This window comes from Spirulina sp. 06S082, assembly GCF_034932145.1.
Taxonomy (GTDB): Bacteria; Cyanobacteriota; Cyanobacteriia; order Cyanobacteriales; family Spirulinaceae; genus CCY15215.
The window spans coordinates 1-25,208 of record NZ_JAYGHV010000019.1 but is presented as its reverse complement, the minus strand read 5'-3'; the positions used below and the strand labels follow the sequence as shown (position 1 = coordinate 25,208).

The following is a 25,208-nucleotide window of genomic DNA, read 5'->3' as shown; positions in this document are numbered from 1 at the left end:
GTCGTGGCGTACAAGCATTAGTACGGGTTGTGACGGCGGCCAATCCTTTTGAGGGTGCCTATCGGTTAGTGGAAACTTATGGGTTGGGGGCAGTGGTTCCCAATACTATTATTTTGGGGGATAGCGAGAATGCAGCTATCCGCGATCGCTACTGTCAGATGATTCGCGATATTCACGGTGCCAAACGCAGTATTGTTGTTCTGCGAGAAGATGGCGATCGCGGCTTTGGGGCGCGATCGCGCATCGATATTTGGTGGGGGGGGTTACAAGCAAATGGGAGTTTAATGCTTTTATTGGCTTATCTTTTGTGTAAAAATATTAGTTGGCGCAAAGCCCAGATTTATTTGAAATTAGTTGTTCCCGATAGCCGCGCCGCAGCAGCAGCCCAAACCAATTTAGAGGTTTTAATTGCTAAGTTACGCATTACTGCTTTGCCTCAAGTTTTGATTTCGGAAGGACGTTCTTTTAATGAAATTCTCCACAGTTCTTCGGAAAATGCCGATCTGATCTTTTTGGGCATGGCGAAACCGGATAATGATATGTTTGTCACCTATTATGAAAAGCAGCAAATCCTTGCTACAGGACTCCCCACTACTTTATTCGTTCTTGCTGCCCCTGATTTTGCTTTTGAGGAAGTATTAGTGGAATCTACCTGAATCTAATATAGGGTTTGGAGACCAAACCCCTACGGTATTACCGCGATCGCATTACAATTCCGGGTTTGAATTTTCCAGATTGGGATTTTCCAAATCAACATTTACACGCTTGTATAAATCTTTTAAGGCAATTTCAAAATTTACTGCTTCTAATTTCAATCGGGAATCCTCTTCTAAATATTCTGTTAATAACCAGCGCCCATCTTCTCGTTTTGTGTATTGTTCTACATTATAACTGGTTTGAGAAATTAAAATATATTCTTGGAATGAGGCGATCGAACGATACTTTTTAAACTTGTCCGTTTTATCATAATCTTTGGTCGAACGAGACAAAATTTCGACAATCAGACAAGGATTAATAATTGCTGTTTGTTTTTCATCGGTAAAAATCGGTTCGCCATCTGTCATCATAACATCAGGATAAGTATAGCGGCGGTAACTTGGAATCCATAAGCGCATATCGCTCATAAAAATATCATAGTCCTTTTCATCAATACTCAAAGGAAATGAACGACAAAAATTCAGGGAAATTTTATTATGATTTGCAGTAGCCCCTGCCATAGGAACGATTTCTCCATCTAAATATTCATTTTTAAATTCTGCTTGTTCTTCCAATTCCAGATATTCTTCTGGGGTGAAGTATTTGGATTGAGTGGCAACAATCATCAGCTTATTCCTTCGACACGACTTTACCGCTAATAATATTATAATCTATTTGGCACAATTGCGATCGCCTTATTTAAGATTTCGCGACGAGAAAAAGGTGGGCATTGCCCACCCCATAAGTCTAACTCAATAATTCAAGCGCACGCTTAACAAAAGCATCTGCGGTTAAACCATTTAATGCCATAACAGCCCCTGCACTTGCCGCCGTTTCTCCTCGCTTCCAAGCAAACGTATCTCGCGGGGAAGAACTCCGCAACATAACCGGTTCTAACATCGCAGAAGAACCGCCAGTAATGCCTAATAAAACATCACCACCCAACAAGTTTTCAAACCCAGTATCATCTAAGAATCCCGCATCAGATTCCGAACAAGTTTCATAAGCTGTATCCGAAGGGCGATATAAACGACGAGGACTGATCAAACTGACAACTTTTGAGCCAATTCCTTGACTTTTCAACTGTTCTGCTGCATCTAAAACAGGAATCAAAGTCATATCACCAACGACAGCAAAAACAACTGTTTTTTCTCCTGCAATTTCCTGCACGATAAAACCACCTTCTTTTAACCCTTTGCGTGTCTGTTCAAAGGTGCTGCGAATGGGTAAAGGTGACTTAGAAGCTGTAATTGTAATCCCCTTATTTTTAGTACCCAAAGCCCATTCATAACAGGCTTGAATGCTATTAGCATCGCAAGGGAATAAAGGAAATATATTGCCATTCCGCATTAAAGCAGCAAAATAGTTTTCAATTTCCGGACGTTGATGGGTCCAACCATTGCGTCCTTGCTCTAATGCCCCTGCTGTGAATAAAGTAATCGTAGAAGGAGTAACATGGCGCAATTCTGCCATTGCTTGGGTAACAGTTTGCCAAATAGGTAAACCATTGATAGCAAAAGATTCATAAGAACACCATAAAGTCCGCGCCCCAAATAACGCTAAACCTGCTGCCAAACCCGCACAAGCATCTTCGCTTAAAGGTTCGTAAACTTGTCCCTCGGGTTGTTGAAAATAGTCTTCATCAACGGTAGGATGAACAATTTTTAAAGCAATATTGACGTTATTAATTCCCGAAGCTGCATTCCCATCTGCGTTGGTCAAAACAAAATTAGGATCGTTTTGTCCCACGTGACCAATTAATGTTCCCATCGCCGTTGTTGCGACTTTTTTGTCTCCACCAACGGCATATTCTTCTAAAGGTAATGTTCCCAGATCCGCTAAAGGATATTCTGTTTCCGTAACAACGGTTTTTGCCGCAGGACCTCCCTGCGATCGCGTACAATTTGTTCGCACTAATTCCCAGGCTTCCGGTGTTAATGCCCGCGCTTTCAAAGCATCAACGATATAATCTTTTTCCGTAGTATCTCCAGGATAAAGGTTGTGGGATTTTGCGCCGCGTTTGTGGACTCCTGCCCCTTTTAACTGTTTGACAATTAAAACTGTTAATTCTCCATTTAAGGCACATTTTGCCGCCCGATCTGTTGCATCTAAAATAGCTTCCATAAACGCTAAACGCTTTTTGAGAGAGAATGCCGTACTATCAACATAATCTCCAGGTTGTTTCGCATCATCGTAATGCTTTGCATCCACTAGGAAGATTTCTTTAAAGCCATTTCCTCCCCAATATTCGATCATTTCATCATTGGTTTTAGTGGAAACCATGCTGTGATGTTCTTGGGAATAGCCATTCCAGACTAAAATGGGCAGAAAGTTCGTAATTTTAGGATAAGCAGTGTTAAAGTGAGCCATGCTGCTCATAATATAAGGCTCACCTAAACCTCCATCTCCAATTGTGACGGGAAATAAAGTTCCGGGATGTAACTTCGCACCAGCCATCGCGAAATGCTGTCCTTGTCCCAAAGGTCCTGCGGGGTTGAGAAGACCGGGAATTTGCCCAGATAAGTGACCCAGAAGCCCATCGGTTTCTCGGTAGCGATCGCGCATTTGTTGTACAGTTTCAATGCCCATCTCCTCCAAAGAGCGATCGAGGAACATAGTGCTGTAAAATCCGGGGGCGTGGTGTCCGACTTCGGTAATAATATTTTTGTACCCCAAGAGAATTAAAGCGGCGATCGCGTCGGCAATACTGGCAAACCCTCCAGGATGTCCCGAGGCTTTTGAGGCAGTGACTTGTAAGGTTAAATAGCGAAGGGCATCTGCCATCAGCATCGTTTGATAAACTGCAGCCGGATCGCTAGGGGAACTAATTGCAGTTTGTCCCTCCCCAATAGCAGGAGTTTTCCCATACTTCTCAAACTCAGGTAAGGTTTCGCTAAAATGTTGAATTCCTTGACAAAATGCGGGAATTGCGGTAGCAACGGTCATATTGTAAGATTCCTCTTTGAATAAACTATAACTCTTAAATAAATCTTACAGTTAGCCGGGATCGACAGCCATGAATGTATGCCTCGAGAGAGAATAAAACGATTAAAATTCCCCCTTACTCATTAAGAAGAATAACGCGATCCTGGAATGACATAATCCCAAGTTGTTTGTTGAGTGGGATTAACAAAAATATCGAGAGTGGGTGCATATTCAATTAATTTTCCTACCCGATCGCCTCGAGAATTAATTTCGACATTAAAAAAGGCAACGCGATCGGTAATTAATGCGGCTTGTTTCAAGTTATGGGTAATCAGAATAATGGTGTAGTATTGCCGCATTGTCATTAATAAATCGTTAATTCGCCCCGCCGAAATTGGATCTAATGCGGCAGTCGGTTCATCCATCAAAATGACTTCTGGATTTAAAGCAATAGTGCGGGCAATACACAACCTTTGTTGTTGTCCTCCCGATAAATCCAAGGCGTTTTTCTTGAGTTTATTTTTGACTTCATTCCATAAGCCAACGTGACGCAGGGATGTTTCTACGCGATCGTCAAGATTACCGCGATAGCCATTCACTCGTAAACCGACGGCAATATTATCATAAATTGATTTAGGGAAGGGATTGGGGCGTTGAAAAACCATACCGATGCGACGGCGAATTTCGACAGGATTCATCCGGCGAATGCTTTGTCCAAAAAAGCGAATTTTCCCAGTCATGCGGGTTTCGGGAATGAGATCGTTAAGACGATTAAAACATCTTAAAAATGTGCTTTTTCCACATCCTGACGGACCGATAAAACTGGTAATTTGATTTTTGTATATCTCTAAACTAATATTCTGCAAAGCGGGAATTCCGTGATAGGAGACAGAAACATCGTCTGCTTGCAAAATAACTTCTGGCAAAATCTCAGAAGATTCTGGCTGGGATTTTGAGGATGATACGCGATTACTCATTGTGATTAGTTATGGGTTGTTCGTTGATAATTTTTCAGGGTGTATTATTCGCTAATCCTCCTTTTTTTGCGATAAAAATCGCGCAATAAAACCGCAACAATATTGATCGTAAAAACGATCGCGCCCAAAACCAGAATTGTTGCCGCCGCTAAATTGTGAAACTCTTTTTGCGGGCGGGATATCCAGTAAAAAATCTGGGTGGTCAAGGTTGTAAAATTACTCTGCAAGTCTCCTAGAGAAAATTCTGGCACAAAGGAGATATAAGCCACTGCACCAACGGCAATGAGAGGGGCTGTTTCGCCAATAGCACGGGATAGGGCTAATAACATTCCTGTTATAATCCTTGGGAAAGCTGAGGGTAAAATTACATTGTGAATCGCTTGCCACTGGGTCATTCCCACGCCAAATGCCGCTTGACGTTGACTTTGGGGAACCGATCGCAATGCCCCTCGGGTGGTAATAATGACCAGAGGTAACACAATGGAGGATAAAACCAAAGCCGCCGAAAGCAGGCTGCGCCCTCCCGTAATCGGTTGCAATACCCTGGCAAATAAGGCCAAACCCAACAACCCATAAATAATCGAGGGGACGGCGGCAAGATTGGCTAAATGAATCTCTAAAATGTGATTGAGGGTATTGCGAGGTAAATATTCTTCGAGGTAAATCGCCGCCCCAACGCCCATGGGAAAGGCGATCGCGGCGGTTAGCACCAATAACCATAATGTTCCCGCTAAAGCTGCGTAAATCCCCGCATCTTCGGCATTACGAGAGGCAAAACTGGTCAAAAAGTTCCCATCGAGTACGGGAATGCCTCGCAGCAGTAAGCTGGTGAGTAAAATAACCAAGACGATCGCCCCCACTAAAGTCGCGCATAAAGCCAGAGAAAGAAACAGGCGATCGTAACGCTGGCGACGAGTTAAGGCTTTTTCAAAGGATAAATGAGTATCGAGGGGGAAATTTAAGCTGGCGATCGCGCTATTCAATGCTATTGAGGAATCACTCTCAACTTCAACGGAGGGAATGCTTAACCCTTTCATCATCCGTTCGTGACGGTGTACTAACCAATGCCCCAACCAGTTCAAAGAAAAGGTCAGGAGAAACAGGACAAAACCGACGGTAAATAAGGTATGGAAAAGGAAAGAATTGGCCGGAACATCTCCCAAACTCACTTGAATAATAAATGCAGTGATACTTTCAACGGGAACGAGGGGATTTAGGGTTAAATTGGGATTTTGTCCCGCCGCAATGGAGGCGATCATGGTTTCTCCCAAAGCGCGAGAAATTGCTAGGGTAATGGCTGCAACGATCCCTGGAAAAGCGATGGGTAAAATAACTCGCAGGATGTTTTCCCGTTTGGTAAAGCCGAGGGAATATCCTCCTTCTCGCAATTCCATTGGCACATTTTCTATCGCATCTTCACTAATGGAAGAGACAATGGGAGTAATTAAAATTCCCGTGACTAATCCGGCACTTAAGGCATTAAATCCTCCTAAATTGGGAATAAATTGTTGCAGTAAGGGGGTGACGAGTAAAACAGCAAAATAGCCATAAACAATGGTGGGAATGCCCGATAGGGTTTCCAGGGCTGGTTTGAGAATGCGCCGAACTTGCCTGGGGGCATATTCTGCCAGATAAATAGCAGCTAACAAACCGATGGGAACAGCCACAAGAGTCGCGATCGCGGCAATGGAAAAGGTCGCACTGGTGAGAACGAAAATGCCGAACTTTTGACTGGCAAAAAGGGGAGTCCATTGAGTATCGGTCAAAAATTGCCAAAGGGAGATTTCTTGGAAGAAAAAAGTGGCTTCGTACAGAAAAACACCCAAAATAGCCAAGGAAATTAAAACGGGAATTCCGGCGGCGATCGCTAAACCGACTTCAATAATACGCTCTCTCATGAACAAACCCACCAGCAATCCCTTGTTAAAATGTTTAGGAGATGAATTTAAGGAAAAACGAGGATCATTCATAGAATAATATAGCAACTGCTCTTTTTTCTGCGGTAAAGTCAATAACTGGATGTTGGTATAGCATGGGTTAAATTTTATTTTTCCCGATCCGGTAATTTTGAATACTTTTCTATCTTTCCAAAAAATTCCTAACTTTTCGGTTAACAATGGGTTAACTCATGTTAAATAAGGGAAAATACTTACAAAATAAAGAACAATGAAAGGACTTTGGTTAGAAGGCGATCGCCTCGAGTTAAGGGCAAATATTCCCCAGCCTCAGCCTCTTGAAAATGAAGCCTTAGTGCGGGTTTTGCGGGCGGGAATTTGCAATACGGATTTGGAGTTAATTCGCGGTTATTATCCTTATACGGGTATTTTGGGTCACGAATTTGTCGGGGTTGTGGAGGAAGGTGCGGAAACGTTACAAGGACGGCGAGTTGTGGGGGAAATTAACGCAGCTTGCGGTCAATGTTCGTTATGTCGTCGCGGCATTCCCACCCATTGCGAAAATCGCAGCGTTCTCGGTATTGTGAATCGCAATGGCGCATTTGCGGATTATTTGGCTTTACCGGCTGTTAATTTGCATCCCGTACCCGACCGCGTTTCGACGGATGCAGCCACCTTCGTCGAACCCCTAGCCGCCGCTTTGGAAATCCAAGAACAGGTTAGGGTGAAGGAAGGCGATCGCGTTCTCGTGGTGGGGGATGGTAAGTTAGGTCAGTTGGTGGCGCAAACGTTAGCCCTGACGGGGTGCGATTTATTGGTGGTGGGACGACATGAGGAAAAGTTGGCCAATTTAGGCGATCGGGGCATTAAAACGGGTTTGCTGGAGGCGATCGCCTGGCGCAGTTTCGATCTTGCGGTAGAGTGTACGGGAAATCCTGAAGGGTTTGATGTTGCCCGTCGTGCTTTACGTCCGAGGGGGATTTTAGTGCTTAAAAGTACCTATGCCGATCGGCTTACTTTAGATGCCTCTGTTTTAGTTGTCGATGAAATCACCCTGATCGGTTCTCGTTGCGGTCCGTTTGCTAAAGCCTTAAAATTACTCGAACAGGAGAAAGTAGACGTAACTTCTTTGATTCAAGCACGCTATCCTTTGGAGAAGGGAGTAGAAGCGATCGATCGCGCTAAACAACGGGGAGTTTTGAAGGTGTTATTGGAAATAAGTTAGAGATTCTCAATTATCGATGGCGATCGCTCTTTTAAAGCATCTCAATTTCTACTTTGCCAATATTCTAAGATACATTTAGCAACATATTCAGCCAGTTTGACAGGAACAGCATTCCCGATCGCTTGTTCGCGATCGGTTTTCGATCCGGTCAAGATAAAATCTTCCGGAAAAGTCTGAATATAGCTTCTTTCTTTTGTCGTTAAAGCCCGAATTTCTGATGATAATAAGGCAGCATCTCCAGGATGATTCTTATAAGTTTTAGGAATAGGTCGATTAACACCACGAATAGTAGGACTTGGTTCGTCAATACTGAAAATACCTCGTCTTTGATAACTTCTGGGATGTCGATAGTAATACTGAATGCCCAATCTATCTTGTAAATAATCTCTTACAGTCATAGATTTTTGAGCAAGATTAGCTTCTAAATAAGGAATTAATTCTGCATCTTTTCCGCGATAAATACCAATCCAAAAAAAGCTTTTCCGCTTTTGAGGAACATTACATAAACTAGCATCTAATATTTTTTCACTGATTCCATAGCCTGCATTCTGAAAAATGTTTTTAGAAATTTGATATTTTTCAGTTTTTTGAAAACCTGCTACATTTTCCATCACAAATATTTGTGGTAGAAGAGAAACAACGATTTTGGCAAAAGCGATCGTCAAATTTCCGTTACCTAAATTCTCATTTCGTTTTCCTGCACTTGAAAAATCCTGACAAGGAGGACCACCAACAATAAAATTGGGATTAAATTGGCGAAATAGATCGAGATTTTCGTGCCATCTTTCAAGATTGAAATCGTAAATTTTATGTTTGAAGTTTTGACGATAAATTTCTAGCGCTGGTTGCCAATTATCATAAGCGGCAAGAATTTCAAAACCTAAATTTTGAAATCCTAAAGATAAACCACCACAACCTGCAAATAGATCGAGACCTTTCATTATAATCTTGTAAAAGTCTAAATTACTCCACATAAAAAGGCCGCTCAAAAACACCTATTATGTTATTAGCTGACAAACGATCATTACACGGGAAAGTAGTGCTTCAATGCGATAAGAAATGATTTCTAGTCCAGCTTTCTGAAAATCCTCAAAGATAGCAGAACAACTTGTATCACTTTCAATAGCATAGGAAAAGAACCGATAAATATTAATGCGATCGCCTTGATTAAACTGCACTATTTTCTGGGAGTTTTTTAGCTTGAATTCAAAACAATAATCTTGTTGAAAGAGAATATCAGTTTTATAACCTCCCCATTTTTCATCAAAATAGCCCACAATTTGTACATCATTGGGGTCAATTCCCAACAGTTCGATAACATAACGACAAGCTGCCGCAGAAATATGAGTTTCAACCTCAAATTCTTTATTTTTAGCGCCAATAAAATCAACGCCAAAACTAACACAGAGCCATTCTGAAGGTAACATTCTCTCGGCGATATTTTTTAAGACATTAATTCGATCTTTAACATTACAAAATGTACCGCCAATATATAAGTATAAATTATTGATTTGTTCTGAAGTGCGATCCTGTCTCTTTTCTGCTACGATAGTGGGGATAATCTCTTTTTCAAAATCCCAAAGAGATCCTTGCCAATTCAGATTAGGAAACCACCCTGTGAGTTGAGAATGGGATAGATCGAGAATCCCTTGGCTAATATCTAAAGCAATGTAAGAATTGAGAATATCTGAATCTAGAAAAGTCCCCACTAATTTTTTAACCAAGAGAGGATTTGCAGCCCCAATATCGACAATATTCCAGCGATCGCAGTTGGATTCTGCTTGAAAGAGATGAATGCAAACATTTTTGAGAAACTTATCATCAGTTTTCGCACTACTCAATCTCGCTTTTTCTTGCGCTTCATTAAATTCTTCCCATTCTTTGACCATATTTCCCTGATAGAAAAACTTAAAGGGAATTTCTCTTTCGGTGTCGAGATAATGAACAATTTCCTCAATTTTATCAGGAGAAAAAACCGAGTAAAATTCAGGTTGTATCGAAGCTGCGATCGCCATTTTTATGATTCGTTAAATAGTCCTATCATATTGATTTTAATATTATCATTATTCCCAGCCATTTCCAAATTGATAAAGAGAACAATTTGCAAAATACAAGGAATTAATTGCCGATCGCCCATTGCCAAGCAAAAAAAGTTAACATTCCGACAACAATAGTGAGTAAGAGATTTTTTCGCCAATAGGCGATCGCGATCGCCGCGATCGCCCCAACAAGTCGAGCATTAGTATAATTAAACTCAATAGTATTACCATCAGGAATTAAGACTTCTGGGACAACAATTGCAGTGAGGATCGCCGGAGGAATATAGCGTAAGGCTTCAATGACAATTGGAGGAAGTTTAATGCGATCGCTTGCACCTAACACAGTATAGCGAATACCAAAAGTAACTAAACTCATCCCTAAAACTAAATAAAATTCCATTTTTTTAATTATTGATAACTCTTGAGGCGATCGATACACATTCCAGCTATAATTCCCGCAAAAGCAGCCATGATTAATCCAAGTTTATGAGGAAGAGAATAGCTGAGTAAAGATACACAACTTGTTACTAAAATAGTAGCAAGCATAGGACGATTTTTAATATAAGGAATAATCATACCAATAAACGTAACGCTCATAGCAAAATCTAAACCCCATTTAGTAGCATTGGGAATTAATTGGCCAATAGTTAAACCCAGAAACGTACAGAGTAGCCAATTTGCATACATAAAAAGCGCTGCTCCTAAATAATACCAATGTTTGTCAGGAGAGCGATCGTTTTGATTGTAACGATTAATGGCAACAGCAAAGGCTTCATCTGTCAGTAAAAAACCAATCGGAATTTTCCAGCGTTGCGATAAATGTTTAACATGAGGAATCAAACTGACTGCATAAAGTAAATGGCGTAAATTAACAACAAATGTGGTCAGAATTATCAAATATAAACTGGTTTGAGAAGCTAAAAGACCCAAAGCAATAAACTGAGAAGAACCTGCAAAAACAAATACAGAAAGTCCCATTGTTCCCCAAAAAGAAAGCCCGCTACTTTTGGCAAGCGTCCCAAAAATAATGCCAAAAGGAACTGCACCAACAACAAGAGGAAAAATAGCTCTCGTTCCAGCCATAAATTCTTGTAAAATTGTTGAATTATGATGAGAATTTTCCTCGGACAAAAGATATATCTCCCGCGTATAGTCCAAAAATATTGAATTCTCTAGGGTTTACGGGCAATCCAATATTTACTCAACCAGTGTAATTGTATTTCTATATTTTGAAAACCTATTTCTTTTAAAGTATTGCTTAAATCATCTCGCACATAATCGCTGTAATATGGCTCGTGAAATATACTGGCAAAATTGCTTAAAACGGGATCGAATTCTGGAATATCCCCCCCTTGTAAACTATCACAAAGAACAAGAATTCCACCGGGTTTTAAGACGCGATCGCATTCTGCAATAATTTGTTTGCGAATAGATCGGGGTAACTCATGGAAGGTAAAAGTGGACGTAACAGCAGTAAAAAACGCATCGGGATAAGGTAATTTTTCACCTTGACCCCTTTTTAAATTAACAGTTTTACCCAGTCTTTGTTCAGCCTTTTGCAAATAGGGTTCTGATAGATCGATACCATAAAGCGACATTTGTGGGAATGCAGCTTGGATAAATTGTAGCGATCGCCCGGTTCCGCAAGCAATATCTAAAATACTCCCTCGCTTGTCAATAATTCCCGCTTTTAAAGGGGCGAGAATTCGCCGTCGCATGGCATCTGCTGCCCCATTAAAGAGCAATTCTACCTGCAAATCGTAAATTTCCGCAGAGCGATCGCTGAGATAACCATCGGTTTGAAAATGGAAATTTTGAAAGTAATATTGAGGATATTCTTGTTCTTTTTTGGCAATTTCGGGAGCAAAATCTTTAAATTTCTTGCTATTAACACGCTGCCATGTTTGCGGATGATCTTGCCAAACCAAAAAGTATGCTTTTAAAAATTCTTCTACATCATTCTCAAACAAAATATCAATCGGATAAACGCCTTCTCGATAATCTTTCCAGTCTGTTTCGATTAAGCGATCGCGGTACTCTTTCAATAATTGTAGGGCTTCGGGAGAAAGAGATCGAGTTTGTTTCTCAAGGGAAGGAAAAAACCACTGACGAACTTGACTGGCTATTTCTTTATGAGTCAGCGCAAATAGTGCTTGTCCTGCCTTAAACAGGATGTAAGCGTTTTTTTCCAAGGCATCATCAAGTAAATCAAACATAGTGTAAAATAATTTTTCAAGGTTTTGTCCAAGGTTTTGTCATTGTTGATTTTGTCATTGTTAAGGTAAAGTAACAGGAAATCAAACGAAAAAATAGCAATGCCAGATTCTTCATTTCATCATATCCCCGTTTTACAGCAAGAATTAATTGCGGGCTTAAAGATTCAGAGGGGAGGACATTATTTAGATACAACAGTGGGAGGAGGAGGACACAGCCATTTAATTTTACAAGCTGCAGCCGATGTTAAGCTAACTGCCATCGATCGCGACGAGAATGCGATCGCCGCAGCCAAATCAAAGTTACCCCAAAGCGTGCAGTTTTGGCAAGGAAATTTTGCCGATTATCGTCCTCTCAATCTTAAATTTGACGGAATCATTGCCGATCTAGGGGTAAGTTCTCCTCAATTCGACGATGGCGATCGGGGTTTTAGTTTTCAACAAGAAGCAGCATTAGATATGCGAATGGATACCCGTCAATCCTTAACTGCTGCCGAAATTGTTAATCGGCGATCGGAAACAGAACTGGCTAATCTTATCTATCAATATGGAGAAGAAAGACTCTCTCGACGCATTGCCAGACATATTGTTGAAAAGCGCCCTTTACAAACAACTAAGGAACTAGCAGAACTTATTTATTACGCCGTCCCTTCTAAATATCGCCACGCTAAAATCCATCCCGCAACGCGAACTTTTCAAGCCTTGCGAATTGCCGTTAATACTGAACTAGAATCCTTAGAAAAATTAATAGAAATTGCTCCCGAATGGTTGACAATTGGTGGAATAATTGGTATTATTAGCTTTCATAGTTTAGAAGATCGCATCGTCAAACACAGTTTTCGTAATTCCAATTTACTCAAAGTTATTACTAAAAAACCAATTACTGCTCAATCTGAAGAAATTCAAAATAATCCCCGTTCTCGTTCAGCCAAACTCCGCTTTGCCGAAAGAATAGAGGAGTTTACTGGATAGGCGATCGCATCTTCTATTTAAAGCGATCGCATCTTCTATTTAAAGCGATCGCATCAATCGCCGAACTTCAACTCGAACATCGGGAAATGCTAACGGTGTAACCCAACCATCCGTTAGCGTTAACTCTGTCTCATAATTCCCATTGTGTAAATCTCGAAACACCTTCAAACGCAAATTTTTGAGGTCTACTACCCAATATTCTTGTATTCCCGCATTGCTATAAATATCTTTTTTCCGCCCTAAATCCTTACTTAAAGTCGTGTTAGCAAATTCAATTAACCAAAAAATATCTTCTGGATAGGGGTGATGTTCTAAATAAACCAAACCCAACGGCTTCGCAATTGTAATATCCGGTATGGGTTCAGAATTATTAGGAAGAATAATCGGTTTTGCATCCCGAATTTGAACGCGATCGCCCAATAATCTTCTCAATTCGTCGGCAACGGCGGTATTGTAATAAGCGTGAGATTCTCGTTCGGGGGACATAATTAAAATTTCTCCCTCTAATAGCTCCACGGAATCATTCGCAAAAATTTCTGCTTCGATGGCTTGATGATAGCGTTCGATTGTCCATTGATAAGTAGTTGTAGTCATGAAACTCGCTGTATTGCCCAATATCTAAGGAAAGTATAACCACAAAAACTCCCGCCCGAAGGCAGGAGTTTTAACTCAAATTAGAATGGCTCTAATCCCTCAATTCTAGTCGAGGTCAGGCATAGAGAGAACCGGTTCGGTTTCGCGTTCGATTCCTTTCTCAAAACCAGCCGCAGCCGCACGAGCGCGTCCAGCGTGCCACCAGTGTCCGATCAAGAAAAAGAACCCTAACACAAAGTGAGCAGTTCCCAACCAAGCACGAGGGTTAACGTAATTAAACGAGTTCGGCTCGGTAATAATGCCACCAACCGAATTGATAGATCCGTTCGGCGCATGAGTCATGTATTCAGCAGCACGACGTAATTGCCAGGGCTGAATATCATTTCTGAGCTTGTCTAAGTCCAAACCATTCGGTCCGCGTAAAGGCTCGAGCCAAGGTCCTCGGAAATCCCAGAAACGCATGGTTTCTCCACCAAAAATAATTTCTCCAGTGGGAGAGCGCATCAGGTATTTACCCAAACCTGTCGGTCCTTGAGCAGAACCAATATTTGCACCGAGGCTTTGGTCGCGAGCAAGGAACACCATCGCTTGAGCTTGAGAGGCTTCGGCGTTGGTTGGTCCATAGAATTCGCTGGGATAAGCCGTGTTGTTAAACCAGACATAGAAAGAGGCAATCAAAGCCATCAAAGATACAGCCGCCAAGCTGTAGGACAGATAGGCCTCTCCCGTCCAAATCAAGGCACGACGCGCCCAAGCGAAAGGCTTGGTCAAAATGTGCCAAACACCGCCACCAATGCAAATCAGCCCGATCCAGACATGACCGCCAATAATATCTTCCATATTATCGACGCTGATAATCCAACCTTCGCCGCCAAAAGGTGCTTTGATTAAGTACCCGAAAATGACAGCAGGATTTAAAGTTGGATTGCTGATAATTCGGACATCGCCGCCACCGGGAGCCCAACTATCGTAAACACCGCCAAAGAACATGGCTTTAAAAACCAACAGCAAGGCACCGCAACCTAACAGGATGAGGTGATAGCCGATAATATTGGTCATTTGGTTTTTATCAGCCCAATCGTAGCCGAAGAAATCAGAATAATCTTCTAAAACTTCAGGTCCGCGAATGGCGTGATAAATACCGCCCAAGCCAAGAACGGCTGAGGAAATGATATGCAGTACGCCAACAACGAAATAAGGGAATGTATTGATGACTTCGCCACCGGGTCCAACACCCCAGCCTAAAGTAGCGAGGTGAGGAAGGAGAATACAGCCCTGTTCGTACATGGGCTTATCGATGTTAAAGTGGGCGACTTCAAACAAAGTCATTGCCCCAGTCCAAAAGACGATCAGTCCGGCATGGGCGACGTGAGCGCCAAGCAGTTTACCGGAAAGTTCGATGAGACGGGCATTTCCTGCCCACCAAGCAAAGCCGGATGATTCTAGATCGCGGCCTGCGCCGGCAAAAGATGTATTAGAGAGCGTTACCACGCGGCAATACCTCCTCGGGGAATTTAAAGTTTTGATGGGGTTGGTCTTCGGGAGCTAACCAAGCTCGCAGACCTTCATTTAACAGGATATTCTTGGTGTAGAATGTCTCAAATTCGGGGTCTTCTGCCGCACGAATCTCCTGAGAGACAAAATCGTAAGCACGTAGGTTTAAAGCTAAACCGACAATTCCTACTGAACTCATCCATAGTCCCGTTACCGGAACAAAGAGCATGAAAAAGTGTAACCAACGCTTGTTGGAGAAGGCAATGCCGAAAATCTGACTCCAGAAACGGTTTGCTGTCACCATAGAGTAGGTTTCTTCCGCTTGGGTGGGGTTAAACGCCCGGAAAGTGGTGGAAGAATCTCCATCTTCAAATAGGGTATTCTCTACTGTGGCTCCGTGGATGGCGCAGAGTAATGCACCTCCCAGGATTCCTGCTACTCCCATCATGTGGAAGGGGTTCAGGGTCCAGTTGTGGAAACCTTGTAGGAACAAGATGAAACGGAAAATTCCCGCTACCCCAAAGCTGGGTCCGAAAAACCAACCCGACTGTCCTAGGGGATACATCAGAAAAACACTGACGAATACGGAAATCGGTCCGGAGAAGGCGATCGCGTTATAAGGACGAATGCCCACCAAACGAGCAATTTCAAACTGACGCAGCATGAAGCCAATCAGTCCAAAAGCACCGTGGAGGGCAACGAAGGTCCAGAGTCCTCCCAATTGACACCAATGGGTAAAGTTCCATTGTGCCTCGGGACCCCAGAGGAAAATTAAGGAATGTCCCAAACTATTAGGAGGGGAGGAAACAGCGACGGTGAGGAAGTTACAGCCTTCCAAGTAGGAAGAAGCCAAACCGTGGCTATACCAAGATGTAACGAAGGTTGTGCCGGTGAGCCAGCCCCCTAGTGCGAGATAGGCGCAGGGGAACAGGAGTAAACCCGACCAACCGATAAAAACGAAGCGATCGCGTTTGAGCCAGTCATCGAGGACATCAAACCATCCTCGTTGTGCCTGGGCGCGTCCCATTGCTACGGTCATAATCAAAAAACCTCTTGCTTATTATCAATCGGGGCAAGATTTTTTAAAAGAGATGTGGGAGTAACAAAGCTAGACAAGGGATTGTGCTAGGGATTTGTTACTTCTTGTGGTCTCTTCCCGTTTGGATTGCGATTCCAAAACGGTTTTTACGTTTATTAACATTACCACGAGGTCGAGACCAACCAAAACTGCCTTGTTTTTGGTCTGGTTTTTGACTGAGAACATTTAGGCATCGGCACTTGACCCGCTTAAAACATTATTACCGAAAATTTTACAAATTGACACATCTTTCCTCAGAAATCTTGCTTAGGACAGAAGGAAGCGTGCTAAAAGGATGAGAAACAAAGGCATTGACCCGATTCCTACTCTTCTCTCCCTCTCTGCTAACTCTCAATTTCTCAACTTCCCCTACAATGAGAGATTATTAAAACGAACAGGGCAATTATTGACTCCATGACAGCACCGACGACACAGCAAGACAGTCTTATCCTGCGCCAAGAGATTATTGGCTCTCGTCGCTTCAGTAATTATTTTTGGGCGATTATTTCAGCAATGGGGGGAGTGGGCTTTTTATTGGCAGGGCTTTCGAGCTATTTCCAGAAAAATTTCTTGCTCGTGAGCGACACCCGTAATTTAGTGTTTTTTCCCCAAGGTGTTGCGCTTTTATTTTACGGCTTTGCCGGAAGTCTTGTCGCAATCTATTTAGTGGTTGTAATTCTTTTGGATGTTGGCGGAGGCTACAACGAATTCAACAAAAAAACAGGAAAAATGAGGATTTTTCGCCAAGGATTTCCAGGTAAAAATCGCCGCATTGAGATTGAATACCCTTTAGATGATATTCAGTCGGTGAAGGCAGAAATTCGCGAGGGTTTGAATCCGAAGCGATCGCTCTATTTGCGGGTTAAAAAACAACGGGATATTCCGCTTTCTCGGGCGGGAGAACCGCTTTCCCTTGCAGAACTGGAAAATCAAGGGGCAGAAATGGCTCGGTTTCTTCAAGTTCCTTTAGAAGGGTTATAAGAAAAATCAAAATTCATCTTAATTCTTTGAAGAAAACATGAAAAATAAATTACGAATGTTGTGGTTGAAAACGTCTATTTTAGCGATCGCGGCCATTTCTTTGATATTGGTGGGGTGCAGCGAACCTCCAGTAAGCTCAACGGCAAGTACCGCAGAAGCCAATACGATTACGGCAGGGGTTAGCAGTCAAGATATCAGCGAACTCCCTCAATTAGAAGGGTTGGCGATGGTGGAGATGAAGGTGAATGGTACATCAATTCGGATCGAAGTTGATGGAAAAAATGCTCCTGTTACGGCGGGTAATTTTGTGGATTTGGTAGAGCGGGGTACTTATAATGGGCTGGTTTTTCACCGCGTCATTAAGGAGCCTCAGCCTTTTGTTGCTCAAGGGGGAGACCCTCAAAGCAAGGATCCCAGTTTTCCGGTTGCTCGTTTGGGGACGGGGAGTTTTATCGATCCTGACACTCAGCAACCTCGCTACATTCCTTTGGAAATTACCCCTGAAGGTGCAGAGGCTCCCGTTTATGGTCAAACGCTCAAACAGGCAAGAGTTTCGGCTCCTCCCGCTTTACGCCATACTAAGGGGGCGATCGCCATGGCGCGATCGCCCATGCCGGATTCTGCTTCTTCTCAATTTTATTTTGCCCTCACGGATTTGGGTTTCTTGGACGGAGATTATGCTGTTTTTGGCTATGTGACTCCAGAGAGCATGGAAGCGGTTGAAGCGATCGATCAAGGCGATCGCATTGAGTCGGCGAAGGTGATTGAAGGATTAGAAAATCTTAAGAAATCTTAACGAGGGGTAGGGGTTTGGTTCCCAAATCCCTACCGTCATATTTCCTGAACCACGAGAAACGAGTGGAAGTTGTCGTCACTGGGATTGGTTTGGTTTCCGCTTTAGGTTCTTTAAGTACCAGTTGGCGGAGTTTAATCGGGGGGGAAGTGGGAATCGCTTGGCATCAGCCCTTTCCTGAACTTCCCCCCTATCCTTTGGGATTAATTGACAGCCAACCGGGAGAATTTAGCGCGATCGCCGAAAAAGTCGTTCGTGCCGCGATCGCCGATGCGGGTTTATCCCTGCCTTTACCGGATTGTGGTGTGGCGATCGGTTCGAGTCGTAGCTGTCAAGGACTCTGGGAACAATTCCCCCTTCCCAATTCTCCTTGGCTGGAGACTTTGCCCAATCGAGGGGCAATTGTAGCAGCCAGGACGATCGCCACGAGAGCGCCCGTACTTGCGCCTATGGCAGCTTGTGCGACGGGGTTATGGGCGATCGCGCGGGGAGCCGAACTAATTCGCATGGGGGAGTGCGATCGCGTCTTAGCGGGTGCGGTGGAAATGCCTATCACCCCTTTAACTCTAACCGGATTTGAGAGAATGGGGGCGTTAGCTAAAACGGGTTGTTATCCCTTCGATCGGCAGCGCGAGGGCTTGGTTTTGGGGGAAGGTGGAGGGATTTTGGTTTTAGAATCTCAAGAACTCGCACAAAAGCGAGGAGCTACGTGCTACGGCAAAATTTTGGGATTTGGCGCAACAGCAGATGGGTATCATTTAAGTGCGCCAGAGCTAGAGGGAAAAAGTGCCGCGATCGCCATTAAAGATGCGATCGAACGCAGCAATTTAACTCTTGATGATATTGATTACATTCACGCTCATGGTACCAGCACGCGGTTAAACGATCGCAATGAAGCAAACTTAATTGGCCATTTATTTCCCGAAAATGTTCCCCTCAGTTCCACTAAAGGGGCAACGGGACATACTTTGGGGGCATCTGGGGCATTGGGTGTCGCCTTTTGTTTATTGGCCTTAAAACATCAAGTTTTGCCCCCTTGCACGGGTTTACAAGTGCCAGAATTTGACTTAAATTTTATTCGAGAAGCGCGATCGGCAAACATTAACAATACCCTTTGTTTGAGTTTTGGTTTTGGCGGACAAAATACTGTTTTGGTAATGGGCAATGATTAACGTTTAGACGAGAAAACGCCCTGAATTGAATAGGCGATCGCGATCGAATTTTTGTTGAATTTGTCTCATTAACTCTAAAGCATTTCCCGTATATCCCCAGGGTTCTAACTGTTTTTTTATGGCGATCGGCGCTTCTAAAATTGTTAAGAATCCTTGCTTTTCTTGACAAATTTCCCGCAATTGTTTCAGACGCAGAGCAATATCTTCTCCAGTCAGATGCAGATAACCTAAGCCACTACCTGCATGAATGAGTCCTAAATCTTGCTGTGGGGAAATCTCCTCTAATTCTTGTAAAAATTTAACAGCATGGGAGGGAAGAAGACCGATTTTGGCGATCGCTGCATCGGAATCTTGTCCCCCTCGCGTCAGTTGATGAACTTGCGGCCAAATTTGGCGATCGCAAATTACGTTTAACCCCAATTTTTCTCCCCAACTGGATAGTCTTTCTTGTTGTTCCTTAACACTTTCGAGAATACTTGCAAACTGTACGGCTAAACCCAATTTTCCCACAATTTCTAACTCTTTTAAAATGCCACAAGAAAGTAAATCAACGCGAGTAGGACTCAAGGCAGAATTGAGCAGTGTTTGTGAAATGGAGGCAATTCGATCGGCTTCTCCGGTTAACAAAATTGTTCCCGATTCTGGCAATAAAGGATAGGTGCGAAAGGTTAATTGAGAAATAATTCCCAAACTACCATAAGAGCCGGAAAATAATTTCATTAAGTCATATCCTGCTACATTTTTAACCACTCTTCCTCCTGCTTTAGCCAGTTTTCCATCCCCGCGCACAAAGGATAATCCTAACAATCAATCTCGCACACCCCCATAACGATGTCGCCAACTTCCCGAGTCTGCTGTTGCCACAATGCCCCCCAATGTTGCATCATTGGCATAGGCAGGATCGAGGGGTAAAAATTGTCCAGTGGGTTGTAAAACTGCTTGTAAATCTGCAAACTTAACGCCAGCTTCTACTGTAACAGTGAGATCCCCCACAGCGTGTTCGATAATGCGATCGAGTCTTTGGGTACTCACTAAGAGTTGTGCTGGGTTTGGAGACAAAACCTCTGGGTTTGACAAAACTCCTGGGTTTGACAAAACCTCTGGGTTTGACAAAACCTCTGGGTTTGACAAAACTCCTGGGTTTGGAGACCAAACCCCTACGAGTCCTCCCCAGGATAGTTTACTGCCATTACCACAAGGAATTATCTTCCCCTGTTTTGCGGCCGCAAGTTCAACAACCTGAGAAAGTTGCTCAACAGTGTTCGGAAAAACCGCAGCAATTGAAGATAAATTAAGACCAAGACAATAGAGTTGCTTTTGCCAATCTACTGCCAATTTCTCCCCTGTCACCCATTCAACCTCTGTTAGCGCTTCTAACGCAGTTGCAATCTCCTGCTCCATACCTTCAATCATTAAGACAATATCAGGGTTTGGTCTCCAAACTCCTAGGGTTTGGAGACCAAACCCCTACTATATCATCATATTATCAGTCATCAGTCATCATTTATCCCTTATCATTTTCCATGATCGTTACTGTTAAATTTTTTGCCGCTTATCAAGAGGCTTATGGTTGTTCCGAAATGCGTTGGGAGTTTCCTGACAATACACCTGTTTCTGCGGTTTTGGAACGGGCGATCGCGCAACATCCTTATTTAGAACAATGGCGAGAACTGACTCGCTTTGGTATTAACTTTGAATTTGTGAGCAGAAACACTCTTTTAAAAAATGAGGATGAAGTTGTTTTAATACCTCCTGTTAGTGGTGGCTTATCAATGAACAATGAATAATTATCAATATAAGGAACTGAGAATTAGTTAAAAGGGTTAGACTATCATCATTAGTCTCTAGCAATTCAATTATCGTGCATCTGCTCAGAATTGATTGAGAGATTTATAGTGGGATGTTTGGAATGGAACGATGAACGAAAATACAAGCTATCAAATTCTTTTAGTGGAAGATAATCTTGTCGATAGTAGATTATTGAAGATTCTCCTACTAAATGTTCCCACTTTTGATATCGAATTAATTTGCGTTAAAACTTTAGCTGACGCGATCGCGCATCTCGAAAATAACCATTTCGATGCAATATTGCTCGATCTTTTTCTGCCAGACAGTCGGGGTTTAGAGACATTAACGCGCCTCAAAAAAGAGAGTCTTGCCCGCCGACAAAACACTTCAGAAATGTTGAAATTAGAGCAATGGCAGACTTTACCGCCGATTGTTGTTTTGACGGGATTGGAAGACGAAGAAACTGCCCTAAAAGCGATTCAAGTGGGGGCGCAAGATTATTTATTGAAGGGAGAATTAAGCAGTCGCTTGTTAATGCGAACCCTACATTATTCCATCGAACGCAGTAAAATTGAGGAACTCCTGCGACAAGCATCGGAAGAACTTGATGCAGAATTAAATCGACGCACGGCAAATTTACAAATCTCGCTCAAGGAGTTAGAAAAAGAGATTGTGCGGCGCAAACAAGCTGAAAATCAATTGCGCCAAGAACAAGAAAATTTAGAAGCATTAGTGCAGGAGAGAACCGCAGAACTAGAGGCGAGAAATCAACAACTTCGTCAAGAGATAGATCTCCGGCAAGAATCAGAAACCGCTTTAAGAGAAAGCGAAACCCGCTATCGTTCTGTGATTGAGGGAAGTAAAGAAATTATCTTTCAAAGCGATCGCCAAGGAAATTGGGTATTTCTTAACCCCGCTTGGCAGAAAATTCTCGGTTATAACGTTACTGAAACCCTCGGCAAAAGTATATTTGAGTTCATTCATCCTGGCGATCGCCTCGAGGTAACAGAGCAGTTTAATCAGTTGATGAACGGCCAAACTTTCATCTATCATGGGCAAAGGAAATGGATGCACTTTGATGGTAGTATTCGCTGGCTGGAAATATTTGCCAATCCATTTTTAAACGAAGATGGAGAACGATTGGGCATATCGGGAATTTTTCGAGATGTTACCGATCGCCAAGAGTCCCAAGCACAACTCAAACTGTATCGGGAAATCGTCGCCAATGCCAACGATGCGATCGCCATTATTGACCCAGCAGGGTACTATCTCGAGCAAAATAACACTTATATCAACTTAATTGGTTATAGCGCCGAAGAACTGCAAGGAGAGACTCCTAGTATTCATCTGGGTAATGACACCTTTGGCGCGATCGCCGGAGAATTAGCAGAAACAGGAAGCTATCGTGGCGAGGCCATCTCCCACACAAAAACTGGAACAGCCCTCGATCTCGACATCTCTGCTTTTACCATTCGCAATGAAAGCGGAGAACCCACCTGTTATGTGAGCATTGAACGAGATATTAGCGATCGCAAGGGCATCGAACGAGAATTGCGCTTTACCCAATTTGCCATGGATAGTGCCGCCGAAATCATCATTTGGGTGAACGATCGCGGGCAAATCGTTCGCGTCAACGAAGCAGCTTGCACCATCCATGGCGATTCTCGGCAAGAATTACTCGCTTTAAGTGTTTTTGATATCGATCCCAACGTCAGCCGCGAAAGTTGGCCGGAATTTTGGCAGCAAGTTCAGCAATACCAGTCTCTCACCTTAGAATCGGTTTTGCAGACTAAAGCAGGGGATTTAATTCCCATTGAAATTCTCGCCAATTACATCGAATTCGACGGACAAGAATATATTTGCGCTTTTATTCGCGATATTCGCGATCGCCTTACCAGCCAAATTGCCCTCCAAGATAGCGAAGAACGCTTCCGACATACCTTTGAACAAGCGGCCGTGGGCATTGCCCAAGTTTACCCCGATGGCACCTTTGCCCGAGTCAATCAAAAACTCTGTCAGATGTTGGGATATTTGCCGGAAGAACTCTTACAATTAAACTTCCGCGATATTACTCATCCCGAGGATTTTGAGATCAGCGTCGAACGGGTTAACGAATTGCTACGAGGGGAAAGGAATACTTATTCCCTCGAAAAGCGCTACCTGCACAAAGATGGGACTCCCATTTGGACAAATCTTACGGTTTCTCTCGTTTGGACTGAGGAAGGAAACCCCAAACACTTTGTGAGTATTTTTCAAGATATAGGCGATCGCAAGGAAGCAGAAGCCACCCTTGCCCAGAAAAACACCGAATTGCAAGTGATTTTTGAAGCCATTCCCGATCTCTTTTTCCGCATCTCAGCAGAGGGTCAGTTTCTCGACTGCAAAACCTCGAATTTTGGTGATTTATATGCACCTCCTGAAACATTTTTAGGCAAGTATATTTGTGAAGTTTTACCAGAAGCGATCGCCCAGAAAATGCAGCAAACTATTGATGATGCCCTACGCGATAAATCCCTTGTCACCGTTGAGTATGTGCTTCCCATCGGCGATCGCGAAGACTATTTCGAGTGTCGCACAGTGCCGTTTTCCGAAGAAGAAGCCGTTTGTATCATTCGCAAGATTAGCGATCGCAAGCAAACAGAACTAGAATTGCGCCAAAGCGAAACCAGAAATCGCGCCTTAGTTCAAGCAATACCCGATCTATTGGTTCGCATGAAAGCCGATGGAGAATATCTCGATATTATTAATGGCAGTCAGGTGCAAATGTTCGATCCCGATCGCAGTCGGATATCTGCCAATATTTACGATATTTTACCCCAAGATCAAGCTCGAGAGCGTATGGAATATGTACAACGGGCTTTATCTACCGGAGAACCGCAAGTTTATGAATATGAGTTGGTGAAGGACGAAAAAATTTGGCAGGAGGAAGCGAGAATCGTTCCTTGCGGGGAAGATGAAGTTCTCATGATTATTCGGGATATCAGCGATCGCAAGCAAGCGGAGGAAAAATTGCGTCAAAGTGAAGCCAGAAACCGCGCTTTGGTTCAAGCAATACCCGATCTATTGATTCGCATGAAAGCCGATGGAGAATATCTTGATGTTATTAGTGGGGGTGAAGTTGAGTTATTTAAACCCAATAAAATCAAAAAAAGTGCCAATCTGCACGAGATTCTCCCCCTCAAGACAGCCAGAGAGTGGATGAAGTGCGTACAACGGGCTTTGACCACGGGGAAACCGCAAGTTTACGAATATCAATTACTAAAAGGGGAAAAAATTTGGCAAGAAGAGGTGCGGATCGTGCCTTGTGCGGAGGATGAAGTGCTGGCCATGGTGCGGGATATCAGCGATCGCAAGCGGGCAGAAATGGAGCGCGATCGCTTCTTTACCCAATCCCTCGATCTCCTCTGTGTTGCTGGCTTTGACGGCTATTTTAAACGAGTAAATCCTGCTTGGGAAGCAACTTTGGGTTATACAACAGAAGAAATCATGGCTTGCCCTTTTCTCGACTTCGTTCATCCTGGCGATCTCGATGCCACTATAGAAGCAGCAGGACAACTGGCGCAAGGAAATAACGTAGTTTATTTTGAGAATCGCTATCAATGCAAAGATGGTTCTTACAAATGGTTGTCTTGGAATTCCACCTCATTTACTCAAGAAGGTTTAATTTATGCCGTTGCCCATGATGTCACCGAACAAAAGAACTATGAAGCCAACCTCGAACGGGAACGCCAACAACTCCAGCAAATCGTTAAAAATGCCCCGGTTGCCATGGCCATGTTCGATCGCAACATGAACTATATCGCCCATAGCGATCGCTGGCTGACGGACTACGAACTTCCCGATATATCCTTAGTGGGTTGGCATCACTACGATACTTTCCCCGACATCCCCGATCGCCGGCGAGAGGCGCACCAACGCGCCTTACAAGGAGAAAAACTCTCCCATCCTGAAGATATGTTTTTGCGAGAAGACGGGCAACAATTTTATTTGCGTTGGGCATTGCATCCTTGGACTGAATCTGATGGCGCGATCGGCGGTATTGTTATGGTTACGGATCGCATTGATGAATTAGTCCAAGCTCGTGAAGCTGCCCTCGAAAATGTTCGCCTCAAGTCCCAATTCCTCGCCAATATGAGCCACGAAATTCGCACCCCGATGAATGGAGTCTTGGGCATGACAGAATTATTGTTGAGTACCTCTCTCAACAATAAACAGTTAGATTTCGTGCAAACCTTGAGAAGTAGCGGCGAGAATTTGCTGACAATTATTAACGATATTCTCGATTTTTCCAAACTCGAAGCAGGGGAAATGCGTTTAGATGCCCATGAATTTCATCTCAATAGCGCGATCGAGGATTTATTGGATT

21 protein-coding genes and 1 pseudogene are annotated in these 25,208 nt (G+C 43.2%); 8 read left to right on the top strand and 14 right to left on the bottom strand.

Features of this window, described 5'->3' with window-relative positions:
- A pseudogene (locus tag VB714_RS03255) lies at positions 1–656 on the top strand (Na-K-Cl cotransporter); the annotation flags it as partial.
- Between the two features lie 51 nt (positions 657–707).
- Here the strand turns inward: VB714_RS03255 and VB714_RS03250 are convergent.
- The 4 genes from VB714_RS03250 to pstC form a co-directional block, all read right to left on the bottom strand.
- Positions 708–1,322 carry a Uma2 family endonuclease gene (locus VB714_RS03250; RefSeq protein WP_323221131.1) on the bottom strand — a complete coding sequence of 205 codons (615 nt, stop codon included), beginning with the start codon at positions 1,320–1,322 and terminating at the stop codon, positions 708–710.
- A gap of 121 nt (positions 1,323–1,443) precedes the next feature.
- A complete protein-coding gene (locus VB714_RS03245; RefSeq protein WP_323221130.1) occupies positions 1,444–3,642 on the bottom strand; it encodes a phosphoketolase in 2,199 nt (732 codons plus the stop codon).
- Between the two features lie 122 nt (positions 3,643–3,764).
- Complete coding sequence (locus VB714_RS03240) at positions 3,765–4,598, bottom strand: phosphate ABC transporter ATP-binding protein (protein WP_323221128.1); 834 nt, start codon at positions 4,596–4,598, stop codon at positions 3,765–3,767.
- A gap of 44 nt (positions 4,599–4,642) precedes the next feature.
- A complete protein-coding gene (gene pstC / locus VB714_RS03235; RefSeq protein ID WP_323221126.1) occupies positions 4,643–6,568 on the bottom strand; it encodes a phosphate ABC transporter permease subunit PstC in 1,926 nt (641 codons plus the stop codon).
- A 196-nt stretch (positions 6,569–6,764) separates the two neighbouring features.
- Between pstC and VB714_RS03230 the strand changes: the two genes are divergently transcribed.
- A complete protein-coding gene (locus tag VB714_RS03230; RefSeq protein WP_323221124.1) occupies positions 6,765–7,718 on the top strand; it encodes an MDR/zinc-dependent alcohol dehydrogenase-like family protein in 954 nt (317 codons plus the stop codon).
- 41 nt (positions 7,719–7,759) lie between these two features.
- Here the strand turns inward: VB714_RS03230 and VB714_RS03225 are convergent, their stop codons facing one another.
- The 5 genes from VB714_RS03225 to VB714_RS03205 form a co-directional block, all read right to left on the bottom strand.
- The gene (locus tag VB714_RS03225; protein ID WP_323221122.1) at positions 7,760–8,659 is read right to left on the bottom strand and encodes a DNA cytosine methyltransferase; all 900 of its coding nucleotides are present in this window, start codon (positions 8,657–8,659) and stop codon (positions 7,760–7,762) included.
- Positions 8,660–8,716: 57 nt separating this feature from the next.
- The gene (locus VB714_RS03220) at positions 8,717–9,733 is read right to left on the bottom strand and encodes an L-histidine N(alpha)-methyltransferase (RefSeq protein WP_323221120.1); all 1,017 of its coding nucleotides are present in this window, start codon (positions 9,731–9,733) and stop codon (positions 8,717–8,719) included.
- Between the two features lie 103 nt (positions 9,734–9,836).
- A complete protein-coding gene (locus VB714_RS03215; protein ID WP_323221118.1) occupies positions 9,837–10,157 on the bottom strand; it encodes an AzlD domain-containing protein in 321 nt (106 codons plus the stop codon).
- A gap of 8 nt (positions 10,158–10,165) precedes the next feature.
- A complete protein-coding gene (locus tag VB714_RS03210; protein ID WP_416309591.1) occupies positions 10,166–10,840 on the bottom strand; it encodes an AzlC family ABC transporter permease in 675 nt (224 codons plus the stop codon).
- 89 nt (positions 10,841–10,929) lie between these two features.
- Positions 10,930–11,973 (bottom strand): class I SAM-dependent methyltransferase, encoded by a 1,044-nt coding sequence (locus VB714_RS03205; protein WP_323221113.1) that lies wholly within the window; start codon positions 11,971–11,973, stop codon positions 10,930–10,932.
- A gap of 99 nt (positions 11,974–12,072) precedes the next feature.
- On the opposite strand from VB714_RS03205, the gene rsmH reads away from it, so the two are divergent.
- Positions 12,073–12,942, top strand: coding sequence for a 16S rRNA (cytosine(1402)-N(4))-methyltransferase RsmH (rsmH, locus tag VB714_RS03200; protein ID WP_323221111.1), 870 nt, complete (start codon positions 12,073–12,075; stop codon positions 12,940–12,942).
- Between the two features lie 39 nt (positions 12,943–12,981).
- Here the strand turns inward: rsmH and VB714_RS03195 are convergent, their stop codons facing one another.
- The 3 genes from VB714_RS03195 to psbD all read right to left on the bottom strand — a co-directional run bounded on the left by VB714_RS03195 (position 12,982) and on the right by psbD (position 16,069).
- A complete protein-coding gene (locus VB714_RS03195; protein ID WP_323221109.1) occupies positions 12,982–13,536 on the bottom strand; it encodes a Uma2 family endonuclease in 555 nt (184 codons plus the stop codon).
- A 105-nt stretch (positions 13,537–13,641) separates the two neighbouring features.
- Entirely contained in the window at positions 13,642–15,027 is a 1,386-nt protein-coding gene (gene psbC, locus VB714_RS03190) for a photosystem II reaction center protein CP43 (protein WP_323221107.1), read from the bottom strand.
- The gene (psbD, locus tag VB714_RS03185) at positions 15,011–16,069 is read right to left on the bottom strand and encodes a photosystem II D2 protein (photosystem q(a) protein) (protein WP_323221105.1); all 1,059 of its coding nucleotides are present in this window, start codon (positions 16,067–16,069) and stop codon (positions 15,011–15,013) included. The genes psbC and psbD overlap by 17 nt, the downstream gene beginning before the upstream one ends.
- A 453-nt stretch (positions 16,070–16,522) precedes the next feature.
- Here psbD and VB714_RS03180 point away from each other — a divergent pair, with 453 nt between their 5' ends.
- From VB714_RS03180 to VB714_RS03170, 3 genes are all read left to right on the top strand, one after another.
- Positions 16,523–17,089: a photosystem I assembly protein Ycf4 gene (locus VB714_RS03180; RefSeq protein ID WP_204106582.1), complete on the top strand. Its 567-nt coding sequence runs from the start codon at positions 16,523–16,525 to the stop codon at positions 17,087–17,089.
- 37 nt (positions 17,090–17,126) lie between these two features.
- Positions 17,127–17,885 (top strand): peptidylprolyl isomerase, encoded by a 759-nt coding sequence (locus tag VB714_RS03175; RefSeq protein WP_323221103.1) that lies wholly within the window; start codon positions 17,127–17,129, stop codon positions 17,883–17,885.
- Positions 17,886–17,947: 62 nt separating this feature from the next.
- Positions 17,948–19,054, top strand: coding sequence for a beta-ketoacyl-ACP synthase (locus tag VB714_RS03170; protein WP_323221101.1), 1,107 nt, complete (start codon positions 17,948–17,950; stop codon positions 19,052–19,054).
- A 3-nt stretch (positions 19,055–19,057) separates the two neighbouring features.
- Here the strand turns inward: VB714_RS03170 and VB714_RS03165 are convergent, their stop codons facing one another.
- Positions 19,058–19,861, bottom strand: coding sequence for an FAD-binding oxidoreductase (locus VB714_RS03165; RefSeq protein ID WP_323221099.1), 804 nt, complete (start codon positions 19,859–19,861; stop codon positions 19,058–19,060).
- Positions 19,862–20,467: an FAD-binding oxidoreductase gene (locus tag VB714_RS03160; RefSeq protein WP_323221097.1), complete on the bottom strand. Its 606-nt coding sequence runs from the start codon at positions 20,465–20,467 to the stop codon at positions 19,862–19,864.
- Between the two features lie 110 nt (positions 20,468–20,577).
- On the opposite strand from VB714_RS03160, the gene VB714_RS03155 reads away from it, so the two are divergent.
- Positions 20,578–20,841, top strand: coding sequence for a MoaD/ThiS family protein (locus VB714_RS03155; RefSeq protein ID WP_323221095.1), 264 nt, complete (start codon positions 20,578–20,580; stop codon positions 20,839–20,841).
- A gap of 130 nt (positions 20,842–20,971) precedes the next feature.
- On the top strand, positions 20,972–25,208 hold a 4,237-nt coding region (locus tag VB714_RS03150), incomplete at its 3' end, for a PAS domain S-box protein (RefSeq protein WP_323221093.1).